The organism is Orenia sp. (assembly GCF_055140805.1).
The window spans coordinates 1-12,578 of record NZ_JBSQYM010000087.1; the positions used below are offsets into that span (position 1 = coordinate 1).

The 12,578-nt window shown below is 31.8% G+C and carries 12 protein-coding genes and 1 tRNA gene; 3 read left to right on the top strand and 10 right to left on the bottom strand.

Annotation, left to right across the window (positions count from 1 at the left end; translation table 11 throughout):
* Positions 1-151: 151 nt before the first annotated feature.
* The 6 genes from folE2 to ACTCDL_RS09655 form a co-directional block, all read right to left on the bottom strand.
* Complete coding sequence (gene folE2 / locus ACTCDL_RS09630; protein WP_463176106.1) at positions 152-937, bottom strand: GTP cyclohydrolase FolE2; 786 nt, start codon at positions 935-937, stop codon at positions 152-154.
* 156 nt (positions 938-1,093) lie between these two features.
* Entirely contained in the window at positions 1,094-1,840 is a 747-nt protein-coding gene (locus tag ACTCDL_RS09635) for a radical SAM protein (RefSeq protein ID WP_463176108.1), read from the bottom strand.
* A gap of 1 nt (position 1,841) precedes the next feature.
* Entirely contained in the window at positions 1,842-2,297 is a 456-nt protein-coding gene (locus ACTCDL_RS09640; protein ID WP_463176110.1) for a 6-pyruvoyl trahydropterin synthase family protein, read from the bottom strand.
* Positions 2,298-2,395: 98 nt separating this feature from the next.
* Positions 2,396-3,073: a 7-cyano-7-deazaguanine synthase QueC gene (queC, locus tag ACTCDL_RS09645; RefSeq protein ID WP_463176112.1), complete on the bottom strand. Its 678-nt coding sequence runs from the start codon at positions 3,071-3,073 to the stop codon at positions 2,396-2,398.
* A gap of 396 nt (positions 3,074-3,469) precedes the next feature.
* Positions 3,470-4,234, bottom strand: a complete 765-nt coding sequence (locus tag ACTCDL_RS09650) for an acyl-CoA dehydratase activase (RefSeq protein WP_463176115.1) — start codon at positions 4,232-4,234, stop codon at positions 3,470-3,472.
* Complete coding sequence (locus ACTCDL_RS09655; RefSeq protein WP_463176116.1) at positions 4,231-5,232, bottom strand: 2-hydroxyacyl-CoA dehydratase family protein; 1,002 nt, start codon at positions 5,230-5,232, stop codon at positions 4,231-4,233. The genes ACTCDL_RS09650 and ACTCDL_RS09655 overlap by 4 nt, the downstream gene beginning before the upstream one ends.
* A 707-nt stretch (positions 5,233-5,939) precedes the next feature.
* On the opposite strand from ACTCDL_RS09655, the gene ACTCDL_RS09660 reads away from it, so the two are divergent.
* A complete protein-coding gene (locus ACTCDL_RS09660) occupies positions 5,940-6,245 on the top strand; it encodes a hypothetical protein (protein WP_463176118.1) in 306 nt (101 codons plus the stop codon).
* Between the two features lie 156 nt (positions 6,246-6,401).
* Here ACTCDL_RS09660 and ACTCDL_RS09665 read toward each other — a convergent pair whose 3' ends face one another.
* From ACTCDL_RS09665 to ACTCDL_RS09675, 3 genes are all read right to left on the bottom strand, one after another.
* The gene (locus ACTCDL_RS09665; RefSeq protein ID WP_463176119.1) at positions 6,402-7,655 is read right to left on the bottom strand and encodes an EAL domain-containing protein; all 1,254 of its coding nucleotides are present in this window, start codon (positions 7,653-7,655) and stop codon (positions 6,402-6,404) included.
* 297 nt (positions 7,656-7,952) lie between these two features.
* Positions 7,953-8,029: transfer RNA gene (locus ACTCDL_RS09670), tRNA-Arg, on the bottom strand.
* 164 nt (positions 8,030-8,193) lie between these two features.
* Complete coding sequence (locus ACTCDL_RS09675) at positions 8,194-9,795, bottom strand: bacteriohemerythrin (RefSeq protein WP_463176122.1); 1,602 nt, start codon at positions 9,793-9,795, stop codon at positions 8,194-8,196.
* A gap of 865 nt (positions 9,796-10,660) precedes the next feature.
* On the opposite strand from ACTCDL_RS09675, the gene ACTCDL_RS09680 reads away from it, so the two are divergent.
* Entirely contained in the window at positions 10,661-11,053 is a 393-nt protein-coding gene (locus ACTCDL_RS09680; protein ID WP_463176124.1) for an Hsp20 family protein, read from the top strand.
* A 65-nt stretch (positions 11,054-11,118) separates the two neighbouring features.
* On the opposite strand, the gene ACTCDL_RS09685 is transcribed toward ACTCDL_RS09680, so the two are convergent.
* Positions 11,119-11,877: a tetratricopeptide repeat protein gene (locus tag ACTCDL_RS09685; RefSeq protein ID WP_463176126.1), complete on the bottom strand. Its 759-nt coding sequence runs from the start codon at positions 11,875-11,877 to the stop codon at positions 11,119-11,121.
* Between the two features lie 222 nt (positions 11,878-12,099).
* Here ACTCDL_RS09685 and ACTCDL_RS09690 point away from each other — a divergent pair, with 222 nt between their 5' ends.
* Entirely contained in the window at positions 12,100-12,414 is a 315-nt protein-coding gene (locus ACTCDL_RS09690; protein WP_463176129.1) for a hypothetical protein, read from the top strand.
* The last annotated feature ends 164 nt before the right edge of the window (positions 12,415-12,578 follow it).

Consider the following 12,578-nt stretch of genomic DNA (forward strand, 5'->3'; position numbering starts at 1 on the left):
AGTGGATAGTTAAAAGATTAAAATCCTTATGTTTTAAGTTTTTGAACTTAACTATAAACTATCAACTTTACACTATACACTAAAGTGAAAAGTGTCGCACTTTCATTATATTAAGATACATTAAAAAAACAAGTAACCTTGACCTTCCTGCTTATTTCCACCTTTCTAACATAGCATAAGCATCATGGGGATGGATAGATTCCTGATGCATACTACTTACTTTAAACCAAGTAACCTTGGACTCTATCGATAGCCTCTCTGCTACTAATCTAACCACATCCTCTACAAAGCGTGGATTTTCATAAGCCTTTTCCGTAACATACTTTTCGTCAACCCTTTTTAAAATAGGGTAAATCTCACAACTTCCTACCTCTTCTACCAACTCTATGATATCCTCTAGATAGATTGCATCATTATACCTGATACTCGTCTTGACATATCCTCTCTGGTTATGGGCAGAATAATTGCTAATCTCTTTAGAACATGGACATAAGGTTGTTATCGGAACTTCAACAGTTAAAATCAAATCATAGTGATCACTATCTAAGGAAGCTTCTATTCTACACTTGTAAGGTGTAATACCACTATACTCTGACACTGGAGCCTGCTTTTCTATAAAGTAATCAAACTCAACCTCAAAGTAAGCAGTATCACTCTCCATTCGACTTTTAATCTCCTTTAATATCATCAATATATCCTCTTTAAAATTCCCTATAATAAATCTATCTTTATTTAGCTCTGATAACAACTGGGGTAATCTACTCATATTAATCCCTTTTAATGACTTGGAGAGGTTAACAGCCAGAGAAAAATTCCCTACTGTAGCCACTACCTCCCCACTTTTTGCTTTAATTCTAATAGGATGAGTTAAATTATTTACTCCAACTTTGTTAATAGCAAATTTATAATCACCTTTTATATTCTGTACATCCTTCATCTATTAGCACCTCCCCAATATATAGTGTATAGTGTATAGTGTATAGTGTATAGTGTATAGTGTATAGTGTATAGTTGATAGTTGATAGTTGATAGTTAAGTTCAAAATAATTAATTTTTTAACTATTCACTATACACTTTTAACTATCAACTGCTTTTAAACTCCCTTTGCTTCTGGATTCCAGATAAACTTATGTAACTGTAAGCTCAGACGAGTCTGTAAATCATTATCTATAAAATAAGAATTATTCTCCTTTAAAAATTCGACTATCTCTTCAGCTTCAATCACTTCAAATACTGGAGAGAAATTAATTATCACACCTTTTTTAGCCAAGATATCCTTATATTTATCTATGATCTCTTTTGCATACTTTAAATCTTCATTATTAGCCACTACAAATTTTAATTCATCACCAGTAGTCAAGTTAATAAAGTTCTCTACAAAAATATTATGCTCTGACATGTTAGAACTTGGTGCTTTGACATCCAAGGTATAATTTAATCTATTACTACCATCTTTAATAACAAATTTTCTAAGCTCTTCTTGACTATAAATTGGACAGCTACCATTACTCTCTATCCTAACCTCATAACCTTGCTCTAACAGATATAGAGGTAGATATCGCTTATCTTTAGCAATTTCTAAAGGCTCTCCACCAGTACAGATTATTTTATTACAGTTATACTGCCTTAGTATCTCTAAAATCTCTTGAGGGGTCATCAATTGATACTCATCATCAAATTCTTCATAGCTATAGGTAGTATCACAGTAGCTACATCGCAGATTACATCCTGCCACTCTAAGGAAAGTAACTACTTCACCTGCTGAGATACCTTCCCCTGAGATACTATTAAAGATCTCAACTATTGGAATCCTAACCTCTTCAAACTCTTTTATCTTCATGCTATTTCTCTCCTCTAAATTCAGCATAACTGGTTGGAGTCTCCCAAACCTTGATACTGACTAAATCTATATCAATCCCATCAAATTTATCTTTTAACTTTTGGAAGAAATAGATCGACATCATCTCAGCAGTAGGTCTAAAATCCACTGCAAAGACCTTTCTTTCACCTTGTTGCAATAATCTCGCAAGTTGATGCTCTATCTCATCAGGCGAGTGAGTCCAATACATAAAAGAGTGGTCTAAAGGATCTACTATTTCTTCTTTAACTATCTCTTTTAAATCCTTAAAATCAATTACCATTCCCGCCTTAGAACCCTCATCTTCTAATGATCCTTCTCTTTTAGCTACAGTAACCTCCATCTGATAGGTATGACCATGAAGATTCTTACATAATCCCTCATGCTCAGCTAACATATGTGACATATCCCAACTAAATTTCTTCGTTATTGTTATCATAATTTCACCCCACCGTTTTTTAGTTGACAGTGTACGGTATACAGTTGACAGTTAAAAGATTTTAATGATTTTGACCTATAACTGTACACTGTCAACCGTCAACTGTTTTTGTACTCCACTGGATCTTCATATCCTGCTTCCTTAAAAGCCTTCAACCTTAAAATACAGCTATCACAGCTACCACAGGCCTCTTCTTCTCCACGATAACAAGACCAAGTTTGGCTATAATCCACTCCCAATTCTATACCAAGTTTGACCTCTTCAGCCTTAGTCATATTAATAAAAGGTGCATGGATTTTAATAGGCTTACCTTCTTCTGCTCCACAGACAGTCCCTTTATTGATTGCCTGCTCCATAGCATCGATAAAATCTTGACGACAATCAACATAACCAGAATAATCGACTTCACTTACTCCAATAAAAACATCCTCAGCTCCAATTACTTCAGCATAAGAAGCAGCATAAGATAAAAATATCATATTTCTAGCTGGAACATAGGTAACTGGAATATCCTTCCTCTGTTCATCTCCCTCTGGTACATCTATCTTATTATCAGTTAACGCTGATCCTCCCCAGGCACTCATATTAGTCTCTACTATAATATGTTCTTTTACACTAGCAATCTCAGCTACTTTTTTAGCAGATGCTAACTCCTTGTCATGCCTCTGCCCATAATCAAAAGAAATAGCATAAACCTCATATCCTTTAGATTTAGCTAAATATAATGCTGTTGTAGAATCTAATCCTCCTGACAATAAAACCACTGCTTTCTTCATAATTTTTCACCTCTTTAATTAGTGTGAATGTCAGTATGAGTGTGAGTTTATGGAGTCTGTAATCAAGAACCTGTCAAACCTATTATCTGTTATCTGCTACCATTACTCATCTACTCATCACTGATTACTCGTTACTTTATCTTTAGTTTGCATCTAATTAATCCTTTGACCTTAATTGTTAATTCTACATTGTCAATTCTACATTGCTTTTTAGTCCGCTTTTATCACCCCAAGAGTACTTCTTTGGCAAAAACAGCCTCAGGGCGTTGCGTCAATCTGCGTCTAATATTTTTTTAGCTTTAAATTATTAAAACCATTTTTTGATGCTGATTAAGTTCTGATTTAAAACCTTAATTATTTAATTTTTTAAATCTCTATATCTTTTGAGCTTAACTGTCAACTATCAACTACCCTTCTCCCATAATAACAACATCCGATTGCTCCATTTAATTGAGGATCCTCTAAGAGAAGTAACTCATTATAATCTCTCTTTAAGTACTCTTGTAAGGCTTGATTATGGGCTACTCCACCAGATAGAACCAACTTCCTTCCCTTGAATTTAGTCAAAAGTGGCTGTAGTCTCTTATACATTGAGTAATTCACACCTGCACAAAGTCTTTCCATCTCTACACCTTCAGCTATCTGTCCAATTAATTCAGATTCAGAAAAAACTGCACAGGTAGAGTTTAATTCTACAGGATTTTGATAATGCTTTGCCATTTCAGCTAAGGAGATTTCTAATAAGTTAGCCATATTCTCCAAATACCGTCCACAAGAAGCTGCACATTTATCATTCAACTCTAAATCAGTAATCAATCCTTTCTCTACCTTCATCACCTTAACATCTTGTCCGCCCACATCTAGGAGGATAAAATTCTTAAGCCCAGTCTGATAAATTGCTCCATAGACATGGGCTTTAATTTCATTGATCGCTTCAAAAGATTTAAGATCTGTATTATTTCTCCCATATCCAGTAGATACTTTAACTGTTGCCCTTTCTAAGTCCAGTTTACTCTCATCAACTACTATTTTTCCCTCAAAGTTACAATAATCTTTGTAGAAGGAGAGAGTACTGACTTTAAACTTCTCTACAATCTGATTGTCTTCCATCATAACTACTTTTACTTCTCTACTACCTAAATCTATCCCTAAAGTCCTCAAAGTCTACCCTCCTTTAAATCACCTAACATATCTAAAAATGCCTCTATTCTCAATTTAGTTCTCGAATCCAATCTATTAAGCTTATCTCCATTTATATTTAAAATTGGTATATCTAACTTCTCTTTAATAACTATATCTTCTATCTCCCGATAACAAAAAGCTTGGGTATAATGAATCAGACCATCCAATTCTCTAAGCTCAACCTCTCTTTTAATATATCTCAACCTAAAAGCTAAATCATAAACATAAGTATAGTCATAATATTGCTGATAGATATTATCATACTTAATAGCACGGGGAAAAGCAAACTCTCGTTGTACTTCATTATAAACAAAACTAGCATCAAAATTCTCCACATATTCGTAAATATCAGCTGTCATGGGAGGAACACCAATAAAACCTAATCTTAGCTTCTTTGTAATTGACTTACGTTCTTTAACCTCAGCAAGTAAAGTCTCTAAAACCTCTTTAAATTCATTGACATTTCCATTAAAATCACTACTATTAACCTGATAAAGATGATTTTCAAAGCCAGTAACCTTATTTTCAAGGTAGGTCAATTCATCCAATCTCTTTACTGAATTTCGGATTTCATTCAACTGCTTTCTAACCTTTTCTACAGCTTCTCTACTTACACCAAATAATCTACTAAAATTATCTATAGATTCCCTAACATCCTTCAACTGATGGCTATTAGGATATGTAAAAGGATAAACTTTAACACCTTTTAATTTCAGAACTTCTAACAAAGCTCTAGTATTAGAACAGTCGCCCTCTACTACTCCAACTATCTCTTTAATCTCCTCTTTTAAGCAGACTCCATAAATCCCTTTAATCCAAGCACATGAACTCTTAGGAAACCCATCCCTTTCTGCTAAATCGATATATTCATTATAATCTTCTGCAGTAACAAAGATATTATTGAGATCTATCACTTGATAACCTGCTGCCAATAATACCTCTATTGGAACTGTAGTGGTGATCCCAATCTTTTTCATAACTCACCTCCAAAAAATAATAGAGATACGATAACCGCACCTCTATTATAAGAAATTATATATTCTATATAAGTTGAACTAATGTTTTTCATAAAAATATAGAATAAAATCTTTTTTGCAACGAATCTCACGAATTGATGCGAATTAAAATCAAAAACTTTCAAATCTTTAGTCTGTTAATATCTAATTCGTATGATTCGCGTTAATTCGCACCCCAAGAGTACTTCTTCGGATAAATTACCTCAGGGCGTTGCTAAATTAATTTAAATTATTTTTCATGTTCTACATAATTATTTTTATGAAATTCTTTAATTCAGTCTATATATAATAAAAAAGAGGCAACTCTGCCCCCTATCCATATATAACACGAAATAACTACCAAATACTTTCTTTAATGGTAGTTAGCCCTAGTTTTATTTATAGACAGGATGGTACAAATGAACTGTCTTATTCAATTTTTATCTGCTTTATTATAACATAGAATAAATAGATTAGGCAAGAAAAAATAAACATTAGAACCTACTTCCCCCTTATAATCTAATAATTCATAATTATACAAAGCATTTATAATCTATAAATAATTATTTCTTTCTATTATTATATTCAATCATAGACATAAGTTTTTATTATATTTTAATATTTTAAGGGCAATTTATAAATACACCTAAACTAGTTAGAAAATAAAACTCAAAGGTGGTGAAACAACTATGCAAGGTGTTGATCAAAGAGGCAAAGCTGAATTTATTGATAGCCAATTAGATCAAATAAAGGATATTAAGATTTTAATTCATCCTGAAATTGTTCACAAGGATGATATCAATGGCACAGTTAATTTAATATCAAGAATTTATGAAGAGCATAATATTAATTTAGCTGAGTTATTAACCAGTATTGAAGTCCATGGCTTAAGTCTTGAAGATATAGTTCAGATATATTCAAGATTATATAAACAAATTGAAGGCTCGGAAGTAATTGTAGTGGATAGAGAAGAAAGTATAAATATCACTCAATAAAAATAACTTTATCATAAAATTTAAATCTGATAATTTTATAGAGATAGTGGAGCAATTTTAGGAATCTGTAATCAATAGTCAGGAATCAGTTATAAACACTGGTTCCAGATTCCTGATTCCCGGCACAAAAGTGTCGCAATATCCCATTAAATCTCATTACTCAAAATTCAAATCACAACACAAGACTCTATACCCTGATGGAGTGGAGAACATCATAGAGAGGGTAATACACATATGAGCACCAGTTATTGATAAGTATGGTTCACTTACCTGCAATTGTTCTGGATGGAGTACGGCTTTTCTAAGATAATGCCTCCTAAACCAGTCTGCACTATTAGCATCTTCAAGAGGTCTAAAACGTATGTCATTTTTATTGAAGATAGAGTCAGCAAGAACCGTATGACCTACTTGTAATCCATCTGCCATTAATAAATAACAACGAATGGCAGTATCATCAGCCAATAACTCTTGACAAGCCTGATCTAATGTCTTACCTTTTATTAAATTATCTATTGTAATCTCAAATTTTGGATAATAACATTGATAGATATTTTTGCTATTATTCTCTTGAAGCACTATTTCCGTTTTGTAATCTTCAAATATTTTATTAAAAGATGGTAGATTATCTATAGATTTATCCAAATCAGTTGTAGGCTTAGCAAAAAAGTAACCCTGTACAAAGTCTACACCACTTTCCATAGCAATCATAGTCTGCTCTTTAGTCTCAACACCTTCAACTAGAACCAAAACTCCAGTCTGATGGAGCAAAGAAACAATTCCTCTCAATACATTTCTTATCTTCTTATCCTCTGTAGCACCAACGACCATAGAACGGTCTAGCTTAACAATATCAGGATTCAACTTCCATATCCGATCAAAGTTAGAGTGTCCAGCTCCAAAGTCATCAATAGCAATTAAGCAACCTAATTTTCTATAAAATTCTACAGTTTCTAGCAAAAGATCATTATTATCAATTGGATACTCAACAATCTCCACTACTACACGATGTGGGGGAAACCCAGTCTTCTCTAGTAACTCTGCAAAGAATGTACCATAATTATTACCATTGATAACAGTTTGAGGGGAAACATTAAGAAACAACCAATTCAAATCATCTTCCACTTTAGCAAAGTTATGTATATGTAGATACCGACATAATCTATCTAACAAGATACTTTCAGCTTGTGTATACTTATTATTAAATAACTCAGCAGGACTAACCCACTTTTCTCTTATAGCCTTAACTCTAACTAAGGCTTCATAACCAATAATTCTCTTATGAGGTAAGCTAAAGATTGGTTGAACTGCTGTATGAAGATAATAATTATTAAAGCGCCCTACTAACTTCTTATCCTGTGAATGTACCAATTCATTGACATATTCTATACTTATATTCTTATAACCTGTCACCCAAACCACCTACTTAATCAATTTATATAATTATATAATATTTATAGCAGAAATATCAGTGTGTGTCAAGTTTATGTTAACTTTATGATAACAATATAACTGTTTTCTAGAATGTATAATATACAATGTAATTTATCGAATGTTTAATCATAATTTTCAAATCAAATAGACCTAATCTATCAACTAATACTAATCCTAAAAACAAAAAAAACCTATCCCCATGGATAAGCATCATTTATATTTATTGATTAATTATTCGATTTTAACTGTTCACTATCAACTGTAAACTGAATTTAATGGTGGGACTAGCAGGAGTCGAACCTGCGGCCTACAGATTAGGAGTCTGTCGCTCTATCCTACTGAGCTATAGCCCCGAATTATAATTAAATTAAAGACATTAAATTAGTCTATTAAATAGTATAAACTATTTTTCACAAATTTTCAAGTACTAATCTATGTAAAATAAATCCTTAATAAGAAATAACTATCATTAATCAATTCTAAAATAAGAGAGCGAATTCATTCGCCCTCTTCACTATCAATTATTTCTAATATGCTTTCCTACTTCTTGGTCAATCCCTTTAACGTGTTGTACCAACCAACGAGTTATGGTCTTATTGAAATCCATCATAGTAGCTGTATCTATCTGACCATTCTCAAATCTATTCTTAAAGTTAAGGGCATCATCTACAAACTGTTCATGTAACCTTTTATGAGCTTCATAATCAGGATAACCTGAATTCTGTTGTAATTTTTCTTCATCCTCAAAATGCTTAACTGTATAATCTGCTAAGAAGTTTAATACTCTGCCAATCTCTTTCTTTCCTTTATTCAATTTATTAGCCCTAATTAAGTCATTGACTATATCAAATAGTTGTTTATGCTGTTGATCAATCTCTTCAACTCCAACAGAATAACTATCCTCCCACTCAATCAAGCCCAAATCATTATTCTTACTATCACCTTTATTTATTAAGGCATTAATCTTCTGGCTCATTCCTGCCAACTCTTCAGAAGAACTTGATACTACATTAAAGATTCTAGATATTATCTCTGAGTCTTGTACCAAACGGTCACTATTTTCAGCCAAATCCTGAGCAGCATGTGCAGTCTGTTCAATCATAACCGCTGTCTCCTGACTGGACTCTTCTATCTCAAAGAATACACGATCTGTCTCCTGGGCAATCTGTTCTCCTTCTTTGGCTTTAAGTTCTACCTTTTCAATAGAGTTTAATACCTCTTGTGACTTCAACTGAGTCTCTTGAACGATATTAATAATATCACCAGTAGCACTAGATGTTTCTTCTGATAAATGTCGAATCTCCTCTGCTACTACTGCAAAACCTCTCCCTTGTTCCCCTGCTCTAGCAGCTTCAATAGCAGCATTTAGAGCCAACATATTGGTCTGATTGGCTATATTAGTGATTAAATTGATAATCTCACCAATCTGTTTAGAATTATGATGTAATGCTTTAATTATCTCTACAGTATTATTTACTGATTCATTGATCTCTTTGATACTAGTAATTGTCTTCTCAATATTATCTCTACCTAATTGGGTCTGAGCAGAAGACTCCTCAGCAAAACCTGTTACTTCTTCAGCACTGGCTGAAATCTCTTCTACATTAGACATCATATGTTCTACAAGTTGATGGGTCTCATCAATTGTCGCATTCCCTTCTTTAGAAGAAGCAGATAATTCATTACTGTAGATTGATAGACTATCAATCTCTTTTCTAACCCCTTGGATGATAGCAGTTAGTCCACCCTCTAAGGAACTATCCATTCTATCAAATTCATTATACAAATTACTTATTTCATCATTGCCACCAATCTCAATATCGTCTGAAGATAGATTACCATTCTTTACACCTTTTAATAAATTAGTTATCTTCTTTAGTCTGTTAACGACCAATTGTCTTAATAAAATCTCAAGCAGAATAAATATAATCAGATAATCAATTATCTTAGCCAGATATCCTATCTGCTGGCCACCATAAATATATCTGCTTACTAAATTGCTAATAAAGCCTCCAATAGGAATACTTACTAAAATAGCCAAGATTATCCCTATGCCAAATTTCAAACATAACCCAAATTTTATTGATGAATTACTTACAGCTTGCTTTCCATCTCTCATTTTATAGCCTCCTTATACCTTGAAATCATTACTCCTATTACAATATTCTACATTTAAATTATAAACCCTACCACCTTATGTTAACTTTTAATTAAAAAACTATATTATAATTCTTTTTAGCTATATAACACGAAAATAAAATAAATTAATTCAGCAACGCCTGAGGGAATTTATCCGAAAAAGTACTCTCGGGGTGCAGATTAACGCAAATCACACTAATTAGACATTAAAAAACCAAATTAAGGTATTAAAATCTTTTGGTTTAAATTGGCATCTATTCGGGAGATTCAGCCTAAGACTACTTCTTCAGGAAGAGTATCTTCAAGGTGCGTTGCAAAAATAATTTTAGTATTACTCATAACTGCTAATATTAAATATTTATCGGCTTTCATATAACTAAAACTATAATATATATTTTCTCAATTATTTTAAAAAATTTCAAGTATTTATTTACTAAAGAATAAATAAAAGGCTCTTTCACAACTTTTGTGAAAAATTAGATTGGTAACTAATAATAAAATATAAGAAATCGGTTATCAGGAATCTGGAATCAGTATTTATAACTGACCCCTAACTACTGATTCCAGATTCCAAAAAATATCACACTATCTTTCTATTGTTTCATTCTAAAGTTGGATGACTATAGCTATACTAATCTAAATCAAAATTATTTATACCCTACCTAAATCTTATTAGCGCCCCTCTAACCTTCAAATTCTCCAAGTCAAGTAGCTAATTACTAATAATTACTATTAACACTAATTAATTGCCATATTTAGCCATAGAGTGATTTTGCTAAAATATAGGTTTTATCCTATAATTATAGATACAAGATAGAGATAAAGGCAAGTGGGGGTGCATTATCATGATTGATTTATCGCACAAATCAACTGATGGTAGAAATTCTTATAAAGAACCATTATCTCCAAAATCAAATGTTTTTAATAATTTTATTGATTCTAGTCCAAATTATAATGATTCAAATACAGATAAAATTCAAATAAATTCTAGTAAAGAGGATGTAAATACAAACAATAATAATGATTATTTAGCTATCACAGTAAAAGAGCCCTATGTAAAAAAAAAGGAGGATAAAGCTATGAGAAATAAATTAAGAACAACAGATTATCAAAGAACATTTCATGTTGATAATAATTTAAAGAAAGGTACTAAATCTAGTCAATCTCAGGATAATATCCTAGGAGTTCATCTTCCTAAAGGTCATAGAGACAAAAAATCATTACTACTATTGAAGTAAAACCATATAAGAGTATCAAAACAGTAGAAAGCTCCAATGTGATGTCACATTGGAGCTTTTTATTGTTACTTTGTATTTTCAATTAATCTCTTTATCCTTGTCAAATTAACCTCAGCTTTAGAATAATTAGAGTCTACTAATAATGCTTTCTCATAAGCACTTTTAGCCAATTCTAACTTCCCAGTATTCTCATAAGCAATTCCTAAATTATTATATAGATAAGGAATTTGAGGATTCAAATCTGCACCTTGCTTCAAAACTGGTATAGCTTTTTTATATTTTCCTAAATGAATATAAGCAAGGCCTAAATTATTTAGAGCATAATAGTTCTTAGGAGATAATTCAACTGCCTGCTTATAATTTTTGATAGCTTCTTTTAAATTTCCTTGATTCATATAAGCTCTTCCTAATATATTATAAGCATCATCTTGATTTGAATCTACAGCTATTGCTTCTTTAAGAATATCAACTGCATCTTCTAATTTATTCTGTTTTAAATAATTTCTTGCTAAATTAACCATAACCCGATAATGTTTAGGATTAATTTCATGAGATCTCTTCAATTGAGTTTCAGCAAATTCTAATTGATTTAAACGATAATAAGTCAAACCTAAGATATAATGAGGATACATTAAATCAGGGTTATTAGCAATTGCCTCTACCAATTCAGGCACAGCTTTTCGATAATTACCTTGCCTATAATAATTTAATCCTTTCTGATAATGATTAGCTTTATTTTCATTATTAGCCAAAATGACTCCAGTAGACAATATAATTAAAATAATGGTCAAGATAATAATTCTATTAGCATATCTAATCTTCATATTTTTATTTCACCATCCCATCTTTTTTATTTTTCATTAATAATTATTCTAGTTTAATAAAAAACTTCCTGCAAAAAAGAATGAACAAAACTAAAATATTAGATAATAATTAATAAAAACTCTCTATCGATATTAATATTTACCCTCTTTAAATCACCAAAATTATCCTAATTAATGAATTCAAATACATATAATAGGATAATATATTTAGGAAGAAAGGAAGTGATTACAATTTCAAAATTAGAAGATTTATTCAAGAATATAAGGGAGAAGAATGCCGATGATCTCTGTTTTGAAGTCAGGCATAAAGTCTTAGAAATACCCCGCCAGCTCTATTTTGAATCGATTCAAAACTATGATAACCCTCTCTCCGAAAAAGCAGTTCAATATATAGTTGAAGAGTATCTCGATTGGAAAGATGACCATGGTCTAGTTGGGATGATTCGAGTCAATGACAATCAAGAAAGAGATTTAGTAGAATTAGATGCAGCCGTAAGATATGTAGTCAATTGTGAAGATAGCACCTGTAATGGATGAATAAGTTCTACTTTTATCATAGAATATAGATATCCAAGTCTGAAGTGTAATTTAATGGATATATAGCGACACTTTTAAAATTAGCGTGAGTGGGTGTGTGAGTGTGAGTAAACCCTAATAAAAAGAAGTTTTACACACACTCACACTCATAGCTCACACTCGAC

What these genes read in the sequence shown, in the direction of transcription:
- folE2 (WP_463176106.1), bottom strand. Translation starts at nt 937, where the DNA reads ATGAAGGATGTACAGAATATAAAAGGTGATTATAAATTTGCTATTAAC.
- ACTCDL_RS09635 (WP_463176108.1), bottom strand. Translation starts at nt 1,840, where the DNA reads ATGAAGATAAAAGAGTTTGAAGAGGTTAGGATTCCAATAGTTGAGATC.
- ACTCDL_RS09640 (WP_463176110.1), bottom strand. Translation starts at nt 2,297, where the DNA reads ATGATAACAATAACGAAGAAATTTAGTTGGGATATGTCACATATGTTA.
- queC (WP_463176112.1), bottom strand. Translation starts at nt 3,073, where the DNA reads ATGAAGAAAGCAGTGGTTTTATTGTCAGGAGGATTAGATTCTACAACA.
- ACTCDL_RS09655 (WP_463176116.1), bottom strand. Translation starts at nt 5,232, where the DNA reads ATGAAAAAGATTGGGATCACCACTACAGTTCCAATAGAGGTATTATTG.
- ACTCDL_RS09660 (WP_463176118.1), top strand. Translation starts at nt 5,940, where the DNA reads ATGCAAGGTGTTGATCAAAGAGGCAAAGCTGAATTTATTGATAGCCAA.
- ACTCDL_RS09675 (WP_463176122.1), bottom strand. Translation starts at nt 9,795, where the DNA reads ATGAGAGATGGAAAGCAAGCTGTAAGTAATTCATCAATAAAATTTGGG.
- ACTCDL_RS09680 (WP_463176124.1), top strand. Translation starts at nt 10,661, where the DNA reads ATGATTGATTTATCGCACAAATCAACTGATGGTAGAAATTCTTATAAA.
- ACTCDL_RS09685 (WP_463176126.1), bottom strand. Translation starts at nt 11,877, where the DNA reads ATGAAGATTAGATATGCTAATAGAATTATTATCTTGACCATTATTTTA.